The organism is Microbacterium sp. BE35, from assembly GCF_031457705.1.
Taxonomy (GTDB): Bacteria; Actinomycetota; Actinomycetes; order Actinomycetales; family Microbacteriaceae; genus Microbacterium; species Microbacterium trichothecenolyticum.
In genome coordinates this window covers 91402-105699 of sequence record NZ_JAVDXD010000005.1, presented here as the reverse complement: position 1 = coordinate 105699, position 14298 = coordinate 91402, and the positions used below count along the sequence as shown (strand labels likewise).

Annotated in this window: 14 protein-coding genes and 1 tRNA gene; 11 read left to right on the top strand and 4 right to left on the bottom strand. The window is 71.1% G+C overall.

The features are described 5' to 3' along the window. The first annotated feature begins 221 nt into the window (after positions 1-221). The 9 genes from J2Y46_RS16395 (at position 222) to J2Y46_RS16355 (ending at position 9712) form a co-directional block, all read left to right on the top strand. Complete coding sequence (locus J2Y46_RS16395) at positions 222-1430, top strand: TadA family conjugal transfer-associated ATPase (protein WP_084695518.1); 1209 nt, start codon at positions 222-224, stop codon at positions 1428-1430. After that, entirely contained in the window at positions 1415-2470 is a 1056-nt protein-coding gene (locus tag J2Y46_RS16390; RefSeq protein WP_310243700.1) for a type II secretion system F family protein, read from the top strand. The genes J2Y46_RS16395 and J2Y46_RS16390 overlap by 16 nt, the downstream gene beginning before the upstream one ends. Before the next feature lie 64 nt (positions 2471-2534). Next, positions 2535-2777 carry a DUF4244 domain-containing protein gene (locus tag J2Y46_RS16385; protein WP_045298029.1) on the top strand — a complete coding sequence of 81 codons (243 nt, stop codon included), beginning with the start codon at positions 2535-2537 and terminating at the stop codon, positions 2775-2777. Next, positions 2777-3109, top strand: coding sequence for a TadE family type IV pilus minor pilin (locus tag J2Y46_RS16380; RefSeq protein ID WP_045298030.1), 333 nt, complete (start codon positions 2777-2779; stop codon positions 3107-3109). The genes J2Y46_RS16385 and J2Y46_RS16380 overlap by 1 nt, the downstream gene beginning before the upstream one ends. Before the next feature lie 46 nt (positions 3110-3155). Next, the gene (locus J2Y46_RS16375; RefSeq protein ID WP_045298031.1) at positions 3156-3473 is read left to right on the top strand and encodes an Rv3654c family TadE-like protein; all 318 of its coding nucleotides are present in this window, start codon (positions 3156-3158) and stop codon (positions 3471-3473) included. A gap of 67 nt (positions 3474-3540) precedes the next feature. Further along, complete coding sequence (topA, locus tag J2Y46_RS16370; RefSeq protein ID WP_045298032.1) at positions 3541-6258, top strand: type I DNA topoisomerase; 2718 nt, start codon at positions 3541-3543, stop codon at positions 6256-6258. Then, the gene (gene tmk / locus J2Y46_RS16365) at positions 6255-6914 is read left to right on the top strand and encodes a dTMP kinase (RefSeq protein WP_084695520.1); all 660 of its coding nucleotides are present in this window, start codon (positions 6255-6257) and stop codon (positions 6912-6914) included. The genes topA and tmk overlap by 4 nt, the downstream gene beginning before the upstream one ends. Before the next feature lie 57 nt (positions 6915-6971). Continuing rightward, on the top strand, positions 6972-8156 hold the full coding sequence (locus J2Y46_RS16360) for a DNA polymerase III subunit delta' (protein ID WP_310243694.1): 1185 nt from the start codon (positions 6972-6974) through the stop codon (positions 8154-8156). Next, the gene (locus J2Y46_RS16355; RefSeq protein WP_310243693.1) at positions 8153-9712 is read left to right on the top strand and encodes an alpha/beta hydrolase; all 1560 of its coding nucleotides are present in this window, start codon (positions 8153-8155) and stop codon (positions 9710-9712) included. Before J2Y46_RS16360 ends, J2Y46_RS16355 begins: the two co-directional genes overlap by 4 nt. A gap of 65 nt (positions 9713-9777) precedes the next feature. On the opposite strand, the gene J2Y46_RS16350 is transcribed toward J2Y46_RS16355, so the two are convergent. The 3 genes from J2Y46_RS16350 to J2Y46_RS16340 all read right to left on the bottom strand — a co-directional run bounded on the left by J2Y46_RS16350 (position 9778) and on the right by J2Y46_RS16340 (position 12457). Continuing rightward, the gene (locus J2Y46_RS16350) at positions 9778-10437 is read right to left on the bottom strand and encodes a methionine ABC transporter permease (protein WP_045298035.1); all 660 of its coding nucleotides are present in this window, start codon (positions 10435-10437) and stop codon (positions 9778-9780) included. After that, complete coding sequence (locus J2Y46_RS16345; protein WP_310243691.1) at positions 10430-11467, bottom strand: ATP-binding cassette domain-containing protein; 1038 nt, start codon at positions 11465-11467, stop codon at positions 10430-10432. The genes J2Y46_RS16350 and J2Y46_RS16345 overlap by 8 nt, the downstream gene beginning before the upstream one ends. Positions 11468-11554: 87 nt before the next feature. Then, complete coding sequence (locus tag J2Y46_RS16340; RefSeq protein ID WP_045298037.1) at positions 11555-12457, bottom strand: MetQ/NlpA family ABC transporter substrate-binding protein; 903 nt, start codon at positions 12455-12457, stop codon at positions 11555-11557. A 258-nt stretch (positions 12458-12715) separates the two neighbouring features. On the opposite strand from J2Y46_RS16340, the gene J2Y46_RS16335 reads away from it, so the two are divergent. After that, positions 12716-12788 (top strand) — tRNA-Thr (locus tag J2Y46_RS16335). Between the two features lie 58 nt (positions 12789-12846). Then, positions 12847-13242: a hypothetical protein gene (locus J2Y46_RS16330; protein WP_045298304.1), complete on the top strand. Its 396-nt coding sequence runs from the start codon at positions 12847-12849 to the stop codon at positions 13240-13242. A 27-nt stretch (positions 13243-13269) separates the two neighbouring features. Here J2Y46_RS16330 and J2Y46_RS16325 read toward each other — a convergent pair whose 3' ends face one another. Next, entirely contained in the window at positions 13270-14226 is a 957-nt protein-coding gene (locus J2Y46_RS16325) for an EamA family transporter (RefSeq protein ID WP_045298038.1), read from the bottom strand. Positions 14227-14298: the final 72 nt, after the last annotated feature.

Genomic DNA, 14298 nt, shown 5'->3' with positions numbered 1-14298 from the left:
GTGGCCGAACATCGATTCTGGCATTGCGGCTCCCGACGTCACCCCCCGAATTCGGGGCCGCGCTTGGCGGCATCCCATTCCCCCCATGGGATGCCGCCTCTATTTGTTGGGAGCGGTCTCTCGGCTCGCCGGCTCCTCCCCAAGCCGTGGCGCGGCGCGGCTTTCCACGGATGACCTGTCCTGCTCGCCGGGGTGGGGCACGGGCTTCGTAGCGTCGGGGCATGTCCGCACCATTCGTCGTCCGTCCCCGTTCCGGGGCTGCGGGCGCGCCCGCCACATCGGGGCGATGGGATGCTGCGGCCCGGTGCGTGTCTTCGGTCCCGACGGTGAGCGGTCTCAGTTGCGAGACGGCCCCGCCGGCTGCGGCAACTCCGCGTGTACCGGCACAGCCTGGCCCCGGCGGGGCATGGGTGCCGCGCCGCGTCGATACGGCGGAGGGTTCGCGTGCCGAACCGGTGCGCGCGCCCGGGCCCCCGCAGCTGCCGGCGGAGCGGCATCCGGTCCTCGCACCCTTCGCCGCATACCTCGACGACGCGGAGGTCACGGATCTCTTCGTCAACGGAGCGGCGGGCCTGTTCGTCGATCGCGGAGCAGGGGCGGAGCCGGCACGCGAGTGGCGCGCCACAGAAGAGGAGGTGCGCGACCTCGCCGTCGCGCTCATCGGCCTGGGCGGGAGGCACATCGACGACGCGTCGCCGTGCGTCGATGTGCGCTTGCAGGGCGGGATCCGCGTGCACGCCGTGCTGCCGCCCATCGCCCCTGAGGGCACGGTCCTGTCGATCCGCGTGCCGCGCCTGGGCGCGGCGCGGCTCGACGAGCTGCAGCAGGCGGGGATGTTCGACGAGGCTGTCCGCGACCGCCTGCGGGAGGCGATCGCGGGGCGCACGAACCTTCTGGTCTCGGGTGCCGCGGGCGCCGGCAAGACCACGCTGCTCGCCGCGCTCCTCGCGGAGGCCCCGGCCCACGAGCGCATCGTGACGATCGAGGATGTCGCGGAGCTGCGCATCGCACACCCGCACCACGTGCGCCTCGAGGCGCGTCAGCCCAACATCGAGGGCACCGGTGGAGTCGGCCTCGCGCGTCTGGTGCGGGAGGCGCTGAGGATGCGCCCCGATCGTCTGGTCGTCGGGGAGTGCCGCGGCGACGAGGTGCGGGAGCTGCTGTCGGCGCTGAACACCGGTCACGACGGGGGAGCCGGCACAGTGCACGCGAACGGACTCCACGACGTGCCGGCCCGCCTCGAGGCTCTCGGCGCACCGGCAGGACTCGACGACCGCGCGCTCGCCCGCCAGGCAGCCAGCGCGATCGGACTCGTCGTGCACGTGGAGCGAGGCGCGGACGGCTCGCGACGCATCGCCGGGGCCGGCCGCCCCATCGTCGACGGCGACGGGCGTCTCGCCATCGAGGAGGAGCGATGGGGCGCTCGCTGACGCGGATCACGGGTTCGGCGAGCACGCGGACTTCCTCGCCGGCGCCGGTGGCGTCTCGGGCCCCGGTGTCGCCCCGGTTTCGCGCATCCTCCCGGACCCCGGCATCGTCAGCCGACGTCGCCGAGACCGTGCTGCGCCTGGCGGTGCTGCTGCAGGCCGGGGTCGCACCCGCCCGCGCTTGGGAGCATCTCGCCCGCGCCGGCGACCCGGCGGCTCGGCGGGTCGCCTCTGCGATCGACGGAGGGATGCCGTTGCCCGAGGCGGTAGCCAACGCGGGAACCGGCGCGTGGCGGGAGGTCGGCGTCGCATGCCAGGTCGCGCTCGTCGTCGGTGCGCCGCTCGCCGAGTGCCTGCGCGGACTCGCCACCGCATTGCGCGATGCACAGGAGGCGGCCGACGATGTGCGGGTCACACTCGCCGAGCCGGCGGGCACAGCCCGGCTCATGAGCTGGCTTCCGCTCCTCGCAGTGGGGCTGGGTGCGGCGCTCGGCTTCGACACCTTCGGCACGCTGTTCGCGAACCCGCTCGGGCTGGCCTGCCTCGGCGCCGGTGCGATGCTCATCCTCGCCGCGCACCGATGGACGAAGCGGCTCGTACGCGCAGCCGCAAGGTCGGAGGGCGCGCCCGGCCTCGACGCGGAGCTGATCGCGATCGCGCTGAGCGGCGGCGTCTCCATCGACCGCGCGCGGACCGTCGTGCAGGACGCCCGCCGAGTCGGCGCCATGGCGGACAGCGCCGATGCGGAGACGGGGTCCCGGCCCGCCACGGCGATCTCGGAAGAACGGGCGCCGGCCGGATCCGATGACGTCGACGCCGTGCTCGCGCTGTCGCGGACAGCAGGCGTGCCCGCCGTCGAGCTGCTGCGGGCTTCCGCCGCACACGCCCGGCATCGCGCCCGTGTCGAGGCCCGCCTTCGTGCCGCGCGGCTCTCGTCGCGGCTGCTCATCCCGCTGGGGGTGTGCACGCTGCCCGCCTTCCTCCTCCTCGGGGTCGCGCCCATGCTGCTCAGCGTCATGTCGACGATGTCGGTCTCGCTGTGACGTCCCCGCGACCGCGCCGCGCTCAGACCGTGCCCGAACCACGAATCCACCGAACGGAGAACCCATGTCCCTGTCCCGAACCGACCGCGTCGTGCCGCGTCTCACGCGGCGCCGCGCCGAACGATTGTTCGCACCGCGCGACGTCGACCACACCTCGGTCGACGACACCGGCGCCGCGACCGCCGAGTACGCCATCGCGACGATGGCGGCCGTCGCCTTCGCCGGGCTGCTCGTCGTCATCATGCGGTCCGATGAGGTGCGCACCATCCTCACCGACCTCGTGCGACGCGCGCTCACGGTGGCGTGATGCGGCCGCGGCTGGGCGACGATCGCGGTGCGGTCGTCGCCGAGTTCGCGGTCGCCCTCCCCGCCGTCGCGCTCGTCCTGCTCGTCGGGGTCGGGATCCTCGCGGGAGCGTCCCGGCAGGTGCGGCTGCAGGACGCGGTGGCGGATGCTGCGCGCCTGAGCGCCCGCGGCGAGTCCGAGCTGCGCGTGCGCGATGCCGTCGCGGCGACGGTGGCGGAGGCATCCGTCGACATCACCGTTCGAGACGATCTTGTGTGCGTGACGGCCTCCGCTCCGGCTCTGTTCGGCGTGCGCGTCACGGCGGCCGGGTGCGCGTTGGCGGGCGGGCTGTGATGTTCCCCCGCGGCGGCGTCGCGCCGCCGGCGAGCGGGGCGGGCTGATGGCGGGGACGATGGCGGCGGTCGGGATCCTCTGTGCGGCCGCCCTGCTCGCGGCGGGGCTTGCCGGCGCCGGTGCTGCGGCGGTCACCAGCCAGCGACTCGCCTCGGCAGCCGACGCCGGTGCGCTCGCCGCGGCGGACGCGGCCTCGGGCGCGGTGCCCGGCGTCCCCTGCGAACGTGCGGCCGAGGTCGCGGGCACTTTCGGCGGTGTCATCGAGGCCTGCGAGCTCGACGAGCTGATCGCGACGGTGACGGTGTCGATGCGCCTCGGGCCGGTCACCGCGCAGGCCTCCGCACGGGCTGGGCCGCCTCCCTGATCGCGTCTCACAGCCCCCGCACCGAGAAGTGGCGTGTATGGTTTGCGTCGAAGAAAGGACGCCCCCGTTGGCAGAAGGCAAGAAGCTCGTCATCGTCGAGTCACCGACGAAGATGAAGTCGATCCAGGGGTACCTCGGCGATGGCTACGAGGTGCTCAGCTCGGTCGGACACATCCGCGACCTGGCGGACAAGAAGAGCATCCCCGCCGACAAGAAGGAGGCGTACGGGAAGTACTCGATCGACATCGACAACGGCTTCGACCCGTACTACGTCGAGAGCGAGCGCGGCAAGAAGACCGTCGCCGAGCTCAAGCGCGCGCTGAAGGGGGCGGACGAGCTCCTGCTCGCCACCGATGAAGATCGCGAGGGCGAAGCCATCGCGTGGCACCTGCTGCAGACGCTCAAGCCCAAGGTCCCCGTCAAGCGCATGGTGTTCCACGAGATCACCAAGGACGCGATCCAGGCCGCTGTGGGCAACACCCGCGAGCTCGACCTGGCGCTCGTCGACGCGCAGGAGACCCGCCGCATCCTCGACCGCCTCTACGGCTGGGACGTGAGCCCCGTGCTCTGGTACAAGGTGCAGCAGGGCACGTCTGCCGGCCGTGTCCAGTCGGCCGCGACGCGCCTGGTCGTCGACCGCGAGCGCGAGCGCATGGCGTTCGTGTCCGCCTCGTACTGGGACATCGAGGCGCTTGCCGCGCCGAACCGTCCGCAGGGCATCGACGAGTCGTTCTCGACCCGCCTCGCCCGCGTCGACGGTGCGGTGCTCGCCCGCGGCACCGACTTCGACGACCGCGGTGAGCTGAAGAAGGCCGTCCTCGTCCTCGACGAGGCCCAGGTGCGCGAACTCGCCGGCGCGATCGAGGCGGCGGCCGAGGCATCCGTCACCGCCCTGGAGTCCAAGCCCGGAACCCGCAGCCCCAAGCCGCCCTTCACGACCTCGACCCTCCAGCAGGAGGCCGGTCGCAAGCTCTCGATGAGCGCCAAGCACGCCATGGGCGTCGCGCAGCGTCTCTACGAGAAGGGGTACATCACTTATATGCGCACCGACTCGACCGCGCTGTCGACGCAGGCCGTCCAGGCCGCGCGCGAGCAGGCCGTCGCGATGTACGGCGACAAGTCGGTGCCGCCGAACCCCCGCAGCTACCGCAACAACAGCAAGAACGCGCAGGAGGCGCACGAGGCCATCCGCCCGTCGGGAGAGACGTTCCGCACACCGTCGGAGGTGTCCGGGCAGCTCGACCGTGACGAGCTGCGCCTGTACGACCTCATCTGGAAGCGCACGATGGCCAGCCAGATGTCCGACGCGAAGTACGAGACCACCACCGTGACCCTCGAGGTCTCGGCGGCCGGTCGCCGCGCCGAGTTCACGGCCTCCGGGACCGTCTACACCTTCAAGGGCTTCCTCGAGGCCTATGAGGAGGGCCGGGACGAGAAGCGCGGCGACAGCGACAAGAGCGACGACCAGGCCCTGCCGGCGATGGCCGTGGGCGACGTGCTGCGGCTTCGCGACGTCGAGCCGAAGGGCCACGCGACCAGTCCGAAGCCCCGCTATACCGAGGCGAGCCTCGTCAAGGCGCTCGAGGAGAAGGGCATCGGCCGCCCGTCGACGTTCGCGAGCATCATCGACGTGATCCTCAACCGCGGCTACGTCACCAAGCGCGGCCAGGCGCTCATCCCGAGCTGGCTCGCGTTCAGCGTCGTCCGCCTGCTCGAGCAGCACTTCGCCGACCTCGTCGACTACGACTTCACGGCGGCGCTCGAGGATGACCTCGACGCGATCGCCCGCGGCGAGCAGAAGCGCCAGGACTGGCTGCAGGACTTCTATTTCGGGGGAACCGACCACGTCGGACTCCGCAACATCGTCGACAACCTCGGCGAGATCGACGCACGCGCCCTCAACTCGACGCCCATCGGCGACGTCGCGACGCTGCGGTTCGGCAAGTACGGCCCGTACCTCGAGGTGCCGGATGCCGAGAAGCCCGACGCCGAGCCCCGGCGCGTCAACATCCCCGAAGACCTCGCGCCCGACGAGCTGACGCCGGCGCGCGCACAGGAGCTCATCGACGCCCCCGTCGCGGGTGACCGTGTGCTGGGGGAGAACCCCGCCAACGGCAAGCTCGTCGTCGTGAAGGATGGCCGCTTCGGCCCGTACGTGCAGGAGACCGACCCGCCCGCCGAGGAGGCCGTCGACGAGGAGACCGGCGAGGTCGTCGCGGTCGAGCCGGAACCTGCGCCGAAGAAGCGCGGTGCGAAGAAAGAGGTCGCGCCGAAGCCGCGCACGGCGTCGCTCTTCAAGTCGATGTCGGTCGACACGATCGACCTCGACACCGCGTTGAAGCTGCTCGACCTTCCGCGCACCGTCGGCATCGACCCTGAGACGGAAGCCCCGATCACGGCGCAGAACGGCCGCTACGGGCCCTACCTCAAGAAGGGCACGGATTCGCGCACGCTGCAGAGCGAGCAGCAGATCTTCGACATCACGCTCGAGGAGGCGCTCGCCGTCTACGCGCAGCCGAAGTACGGTGCGCGCGGCGCGTCATCGGCCCTGAAGGAGTTCGAGGCCGACCCGACGAGCGGCAAGCCGATCAAACTCAAGGACGGCCGCTTCGGCCCGTACGTCACCGACGGCGAGACGAACGCGACGATCCCGCGCGGCGAGGACGCGATGGAGGTCACGTTCGAGCGCGCGGTGCAGCTGCTCGCCGACAAGCGCGCGAAGGGCCCGGCCAAGCGCCCGGCGCGCCGCACGACGACGACGCGCAAGCCCGCGGCGAAGAAGTGACGGGCGCCGGAGACACCCGTCCGATCGCTGAGCCCGTCGAGGGGCTGTTCGTCACGTTCGAGGGCGGCGACGGCGTCGGCAAGACGACGCAGGCGGCGCTCCTCGACGCGTGGCTGACGGGAGTCGGACGCACGGTCGTGCGCACGCGCGAGCCCGGTGGCACCGAGGTCGGCGTGCTGATCCGCGATATCGTGCTGCATCACCGCGGCGAGGTCGCGCCCCGCGCCGAGGCGCTGCTGTACGCGGCGGACCGGGCGCACCACATCGAGACGCTGGTGCGGCCCGCGCTCGCCCGCGGCGAGGTCGTCATCCAGGACCGCTACCTCGACTCGTCCGTCGCGTACCAGGGTGCGGGGCGCGTCCTCGGGCGTGACGAGGTCCGAGAGCTCTCGCTCTGGGCGACCGGCGGACTTCTTCCAGACGTCACGGTGCTCCTCGACCTCGACCCCGCATCCGCCCGCGAACGCCTCGACGCCGACGACAAGCCCTTCGATCGGCTCGAGTCCGAGAAGGAGCATTTCCACGCCCGCGTGCGCGAGGAATTCCTCTCGCTTGCCGCCGCCGAGCCGGAGCGCTTCCTCGTGCTCGACGCCTCGCTCCCGCCGGACGAACTCGCCGCGGCCGTGCGCGCGCGTGTGGAGCCGCTGCTCGCATGAGGCGAACGCTCGGCGTACGCACAGCCGGTGTCCGACTGGATGGTTAGGCTGGTCGGCATGGAGCCGGTCGCCGCTGTCGCTGGGGAGTCTCCCACGACGGACGACCAGGCGTTCCCCTGGGGTGATGTGTGGGGGCAGCCCGATGCCGTCGCGGTGCTGCGGGAAGCAGCATCCGATCCCGCATCGATGACCCACGCGTGGCTCATCACAGGCCCTCCCGGGTCCGGCCGGTCCACGCTCGCCCACGCCTTCGCGGCGGCGCTCATCGCCGAGCCCGGTGACGAGCGCGCGATGCACCAGGTGCTCGCCGGGACCCATCCCGACCTGACCGCGCTCCGTACCGAGGGTGTCATCATCTCCATCAAGGACGCGCGAGCCCTGGTCGAGCGGTCGTACTTCTCGCCCTCGCTGGGGCGATACCGCGTCATCGTCATGGAAGATGCCGATCGCATGGCCGAGCGCACCTCGAACGTGCTGCTGAAGGCCCTCGAAGAGCCGCCCGAGCGCACCGTCTGGGTGCTGTGCGCGCCGAGCGACGCAGACCTGCTGCCGACGATCCGCTCCCGTGTGCGCACGCTGCGCCTGCGCGAGCCGGACGTCGCGGACGTCGCCGACCTCATCGTGCGGCGCAGCGGCGTCGATCCTGCGATCGCCGAGCAGTCCGCCCGGCACGCGCAGCGCCACATCGGCATGGCGCAGCGGCTCGCAACGGATGCCGCGGCCCGCGCCCGTCGCGACGCGACGCTGCGCGGTGTCCTCGCGGTGCGGGGCGTGGGCGACGCGGTCGAGGTCGCCGGCGCGATCGTCGCCGCCGCCACCGACGACGCCAAGGCGCTCACGGCGGAGCGCGACGAAGCGGAGCGCACGGGGCTCCTGCGCACCCTCGGCATCGCCGAAGGGGCCGCGGTCCCGCCCGCCGTGCGGTCGCAGCTGTCGGCGCTGGAAGACGAGCAGAAGCGTCGTGCCACGCGCAGCCTGCGAGACGGCATCGACCGCGTGCTCACCGACCTCGAGTCGATGTTCCGTGATGTGCTGCTGCTGCAGTTCGGCCGCGACACCGACCTGATCAATCGGGAGCTCGAGCCCGACCTGCGGGCCCTCGCCGCCGCGTGGACGCCTGAGCGCACGCTCACGGTCGTCGACCGCATCGGCGTCACCCGCGAGAACCTCGAGCTGAACGCCGCGCCCGTGCTGGCGCTCGAGAGCATGCTCGTCACCGTCGCGAGCGGAAGGATCCCGTGAACCCGACCCGCCCCCGCCGACTTCGTCGCGCCCTTGCCGTCGTCGCCGGCCTGGTCGCAGCATCCGTCGTCCTCAGCGGCTGCCTGTCGGTGATGATCCCCGACGCGTCGCCGCGGCCCAGCTCGAGCAAGGCGGCCGACACCGAGGGCGTCGCCGAGAACCTGCTGCCGTACTACGAGCAGACGCTCGACTGGTCCAGCTGCAACGAGACGTTCGACTGCACGACGGTCACCGCGCCGCTGGACTGGTCGGACCCCACGAAGGGCGACATCGAACTGTCGGTCATCCGCAGCCGTGCCGAAGGCACCGACGACCCCATCGGGTCGCTGCTGACCAATCCCGGCGGCCCCGGCGCCAGCGGCGTCGACCTGATCCGCGACTCGGTGTCGTTCGCGGTGAGCGAGCCGGTGCGCCGGCAGTTCGACGTCATCGGGTTCGATCCACGAGGCGTCGGCGAGTCGACCGCGGTGACCTGCTACGACGCCGCCGACATGGACGCGTACCTGTTCGACATCCCCGAGGGCGCGCGCGGGACGGATGCCTGGGCCGACGAGCTCCTCGCACGGCACAAGAGCTTCGGCGAGGCCTGCGACGCGAACAGCGACGGCATCCTGCCGTACATCACGACCGAGAACTCCGCCCGCGACATGGACCTGCTGCGCGCGGTGCTCGGCGACTCGGAGCTGAACTACCTGGGCTACTCGTACGGCACGTTCCTCGGCGCGACGTACGCGAAGCTGTTCCCCGAGAAGGTGGGACGACTCGTGCTCGACGGCGCGGTCGACCCGTCGGTGACGAACCTCGACGTCAACGTGACCCAGGGCATCGGGTTCGAGTCGGCACTGCGCGCGTACATGGCGGACTGCCTGACCGACGACGAGTGCCCGTTCCGCGGCACCGTCGACGAGGCGATGGCCGATCTGGGAACGCTGCTCGCAAGCGTCGACCGCGACCCGATCCCGAACGCCGACGGCCGCATGCTCGGCTCCGACTCCCTGATGACGGCGATCGTCGCCGCACTGTACTCGCAGGACAGCTGGGGCTACCTCACGATGGCGCTGACCGACGTGCTGCAGGGCAACGCCGACATCGCCTTCCAGCTGGCGGACTTCTACTACGACCGCCAGGGCGGCACGTACACCGGCAACCAGACCGAGGCGTTCCGCGCCTACAACTGCATGGATTACCCCACCGGTGCCACCGACGAGGACCTGGCGGCGGCTGAGGCGGCCCTGGCCGACAAGGCGCCGACGATCGCGCCCTACTGGTTCGGGCCCGACCCATGCGAAGTGTGGCCGTACCCGCCGGCCGGTGTCCGCGAGCGCATCACCGCCGACGGCGCCGCGCCGATCGTCGTGGTGGGCACGACGAACGATCCGGCCACGCCGTACGAGTGGTCCGTGTCGCTGGCCGATCAGCTCTCGTCCGGCGTGCTGGTGACGCGTGTCGGCGAGGGCCACACCGGCTACAACAAGGGCAACGCGTGCGTCGACTCCGCGATCGAGACGTACCTGCTCGAAGGGACGCCGCCGCAGGACGGCCTGCGCTGCGAGTGACCAGCGAGATGTGAAGAGCCGGATTCCCCGCGTGGGGTGTCCGGCTCTTCACGGTGACGGGTGCGTCAGCGCCGCAGCACGCGGCGGGCGAGCGCGTTGCCGAGGAACTGCACGAGCTGCACGATCACGATGATCACGAGCACCGCCGCCCAGGTCACGGCCGGGTTGAACTGCTTGAAGCCGTACACGATCGCGAACTCGCCGAGTCCGCCCGCAGCGACGGCGCCGGCGATCGCGGTCATGTCGACGAGCGCGACGACGATGAACGTGTAGCCGAGGATGAGCGGACCGAGCGCCTCGCGGGGGAGCAGGCGCAGGAGGATCCGCGAGCGGCTCGCGCCCGTGGCACGGGCCGCCTCGATCACGCCCGGCCGCACCGTCAGCAGGTTCTGCTCGACGATGCGGCTGATCGCGAAGAGCGACGCGATGGTGATCGCGAAGATGCCGAACTCGGGTCCGATTCCCGGGATGCCCAGGCTGCGCGCGATCGGCTGCACCGCCGCCAGCAGGATCACGAAGGGGATCGGCCGGAAGAAGTTCACGATGACGTTGATGGTGCCGAACAGGAACCGGTTCGGGAACAGGCTCCCGGCCCTGGTGGCATAGAGCGCGAGCCCGACGAAGAGCCCGGCGATACCGCCGAACACCAGGCTCAGCGACACCACGTACAGCGTCTCGGCGGTGGCCTCCCACAGCTGCGGGAGCAGGTCGACGAGCCTATCCACGGGCGTCCTCCTCGATCAGCGGCGCGAACGCCGAGGCCGCGTCGATGGCACGCTGCACGGCATCCGTCTCTCCGGTCAATGCCAGCGTGAGATGCCCGAAGACGCGACCGCCGATGTCGTTGATGCCGCCGTGCACGAGCTCGAAGCGCACGTCGTGCGACGAGAGCGCGGCGAAGACATCTGCCTGCGTGACGTCGCCGTCGCGGATGGTGAACGTGACGATCCGCCCGGGGTGGCGCTCGCGCAAGGCGCGCAGCTGGTCGCCGACCGGGACGTCTTCGATGATGCTTGCGACGAACCGGCGCGTGGCTGCATGCTGCGGCGATGAGAGCACGTCGAAGACGGCGCCGCTCTCGATGATGCGGCCGCTCTCCATCACGACGACGCGGTCGGCGAGGGTTCGGATCACGTCCATCTCGTGAGTGATCACGAGGATGGTCACGCCGAGCTCCTGGTTGATGCGCTTGAGGAGCGCGAGCACCTCCTGCGTCGTGTCGGGGTCGAGGGCGCTCGTCGCCTCGTCGGCGAGGAGGATGCGCGGGCTCGTGGCCAGCGCTCGGGCGATCCCGACGCGCTGCTTCTGCCCGCCCGACAGCTGCTCGGGGTAGCTCTTCGCCTTGTCGGCGAGGCCGACGAAGCGCAGCAGCTCCTCGACGCGTGCCGCGATCTCGGCGCGCGGGCGGCGGGCCACCTCGAGCGGATAGGCGATGTTCTTCGCGACTGTGCGGGAGTCGAACAGGTTGAACTGCTGGAAGATCATGCCGATGTCGCCGCGCAGCTCGCGGAGCTCGCTCTCGCGCAGATGGGTGATGTCGCGGCCGTCGATCTCGACGGTGCCGGCGGTCGGCGTCTCGAGCGCGTTCACGAGGCGCAGCACGGTGCTCTTGCCGGCGCCGGAGTAGCCGATGATGCCGCACACCTCGCCGGCGGCGACGTCGAGCGAGACGTCGTCGACCGCGGCGATCGGAGGGGCGTCCTTGGCGGGCGGGGGGAAGGTCTTGGTCACGCCGGTCAGGCGGATCAGGGTCATAGGTGCTCCTCGGCGGAACGCGCGTGTGCGGCCCGTGCGCACGAGGCGCGAACGGGCCGCACAGGCGGTGCCGCAGTCGGCGGTGTCTTACGAGTTGGCGCGGATGTCGTCCTCGACGTCGGTGAGCGACGTCACGAGCTCGTCCACCGGGGTCTTCACCAGCACGGCGGTGCCGCCCGACGCCTCGACGACGCCATCGAGGACGTCCTGCGTGTTCTGGTAGATCTCGACGAGCTTCAGGTACGTCGGGTTGTCGGCGTCCTCGGCCTTCGCCGCGAAGATGTTGATGTAGGGGAACGCGCTCGGGTCGGTCGGGTCGTCCGTGGCGATGGCGTCCTCGGGGGTGAGGTTCGCGTCGGCGAGGAAGTCGTTGTTCACGATCGCCGCGGCCACGTCGGGAAGCGACGTGGCGGTGAATGCGGCGTCGAGTGCCTCGACCTTGACCTTCGACTCGGGCAGCACGTCCGCGACGGTCGAGAAGACCGAGCCGCCGTCCTTCAGCTCGATGAGGCCGGCCGACTGCAGTACGAGAAGACCGCGCGCCTGGTTCGACTCGTCGTTGGGGACGGCGACCGTGGAGCCTTCGGGAATGTCGTCGGTCGACTCGTACTGCGACGAGTACAGCCCGAGCGGGTAGATCGCCGTGGCGCCGATCGGCTGGAGGTCGTCGTCGCTCTGCACGTTGTAGGTCGCGAGGTAGATGATGTGCTGGAACTGGTTCAGGTCCAGCTCGCCCGCCGAGAGGGCGGGGTTGGGCTGCGTGTACTCGCTGAAGTTCACGAGCTCCACCTCGATGCCCTCGTCCGCGGCGGCCTCCTTGTACGTCTCCCAGTACGGGTCGCCGGAGTCGACGACGCCGATGCGGACCACCTCGTTCTCGTCGGAGGCGCCGGTGGCAGCATCCGTTCCGGTGCCGGCGCAGCCGGCGAGGAGGAGTGCGAGGGGAAGCGCGAGTGCTGCTGCTGCGGTGAGCTTCTTGGACGTGGACATGTGAGTGCTCCTGTGGATCGAGGCCCGTCTCGGGCTTGTGACCGCGCGCACGATCCACGGACCGCGCACGCTTCGTCGCGGACCGGGTTCGAACCTACGTGGACGCCATGCGCCATCTCGAACCGGGGCGTAACACGTCGACACCGAGTCCGTCGGAAAGCGGGATCGGGTCCGGAACGGATGCCTCGGCCGCCGCGGTTCGCGAGCACTCTCGAGACCCTGTAAGATCGTTGCTTGTGCGTCGCGCAAGCGAGGCCCGCCACCTTAGCTCAGTCGGCAGAGCGAATCACTCGTAATGATTAGGTCAAGGGTTCGATTCCCTTAGGTGGCTCAGAACCGGAACGGCCGCGGGCAGCGGCCGTTTTCCGTATCCGAAGGACGGTGATGCGGTGTCTCAGGCGATCGACGCCCTCGCCGAGATCTTCTCGTGGATCGGGTTCGGCGTGGGCGCACTCCTCGCAGGCGTCGCTCTCATCATGTATCTCCTGGACGGCACGTGGCTGCCGGTGCGAGCGGTCGTCGAGAGCGGTCCGAACGGCCGACTCGTCCGCTGGTTCGACGAGGATGGCGGCGTCGGCGAGGCGCACCTCACCCACGAGCAGGACCACCACATCGGCGACTCCGACATGGCCGACATCTTCGTGCGCCGCGGATCGCTGAACCGCATGCGGCTGACCCACGGTTCCCCGGCGGTGCGGGCGGTCACGCGACTCGCGATCGGGATGCTGGCGCTCGGGGTGGTGGCGCTCGTGACGTCCCTCGTGATGCTGTTCGTTCGAGGCTGATCCGTCGATCCCGGTCGAGTCCGGGGCCTACGCGAAGGCGAGCATGCCCCCGGCGGCCAGCGCGAGGCAGAGGCCGATCCACTGCACCCCGGCGACCCGCTCCCGCAGCACGATCGCGGCGAGCAGGATCGTGCCGGCGGGGTAGAGCGCGGTGAGCGCCGACACCACCGCCAGCTCGCCCGTGCGCAGCGCGAACAGGGCCAGGGCATTGGCCGCGGCGTCCGCGATCCCGCACGCGATCGCCAGCCACCACGCCTGACGTGTCGAGGCGACGACCCGCCCTTCACCTGTCGTCGCGTGCTCGAGGTCGGCGTGCCCGCTCGGGGTCGCGCCCAGGGGGAGCCCGGCGACGGGGAGGACCGAGCGTGCGCGCTCACCCCGGCGCAGGGCGGCGAGGGCGAGCCCGCCGACGATGGCACCCGTCACGACGGCGTTCGTCGCGCGGCTCGTCACGAGCGGCACGAGTCCGCTGTCGTCCGAGGTCTGATCGAGCGCGATGAGGAACGCGCCGATGGCGAGGCCGGCGCCCACGGCCATCGCCAAGCCTCGGGCGCTCGGCCGGACGATCCTCTCCCCGGGGATGAAGCCCACCAGTACGGCGGCGACCAGTGCCACGCCGAGACCGGCGTACCCTGCGGGCGCGAGCGCGTCGCCGTTCATGAGCAGCCCCCACAGCATCGGGGCGACGGCGGACACGACCGCGGTCAGCGGCGACAGGATGCTCATCGGCCCGATCGCGAGGCACGCGTACAGGAGCGCGATCGCGACCACGCTGAAGATGCCGCCGAGCACGCCCCACGCCACGTCGGGCGCCGACCACGCGCCGTCGAACAGCGGCTGGGCGACCAGCAGGGCCGCGAGCCCCGAGAGTGCGGCGACCGCCGTCACCACGATCGAGCGCAGGCGTCGGGCGGCGAGGCCTCCCAGGAAGTCCGCGGAGCCGTACACGATGGCGCCCACGAGGGCGATGGCGGCGGAGAGCATCGGCGCCCAGCCTAGGAGCGCGGCCGAGGAGTTCGCACGGTCGAACTCAGGCGAGTGGTCGAACTCAACCCA

Bases quoted from the DNA above. Each gene is read 5' to 3' on its own strand.
- J2Y46_RS16395 (WP_084695518.1), top strand. From the start codon at position 222: ATGTCCGCACCATTCGTCGTCCGTCCCCGTTCCGGGGCTGCGGGCGCG.
- J2Y46_RS16390 (WP_310243700.1), top strand. From the start codon at position 1,415: ATGGGGCGCTCGCTGACGCGGATCACGGGTTCGGCGAGCACGCGGACT.
- J2Y46_RS16385 (WP_045298029.1), top strand. From the start codon at position 2,535: ATGTCCCTGTCCCGAACCGACCGCGTCGTGCCGCGTCTCACGCGGCGC.
- J2Y46_RS16380 (WP_045298030.1), top strand. From the start codon at position 2,777: ATGCGGCCGCGGCTGGGCGACGATCGCGGTGCGGTCGTCGCCGAGTTC.
- J2Y46_RS16375 (WP_045298031.1), top strand. From the start codon at position 3,156: ATGGCGGGGACGATGGCGGCGGTCGGGATCCTCTGTGCGGCCGCCCTG.
- J2Y46_RS16360 (WP_310243694.1), top strand. From the start codon at position 6,972: ATGGAGCCGGTCGCCGCTGTCGCTGGGGAGTCTCCCACGACGGACGAC.
- J2Y46_RS16345 (WP_310243691.1), bottom strand. From the start codon at position 11,467: ATGACCCTGATCCGCCTGACCGGCGTGACCAAGACCTTCCCCCCGCCC.
- J2Y46_RS16340 (WP_045298037.1), bottom strand. From the start codon at position 12,457: ATGTCCACGTCCAAGAAGCTCACCGCAGCAGCAGCACTCGCGCTTCCC.
- J2Y46_RS16325 (WP_045298038.1), bottom strand. From the start codon at position 14,226: ATGCTCTCCGCCGCCATCGCCCTCGTGGGCGCCATCGTGTACGGCTCC.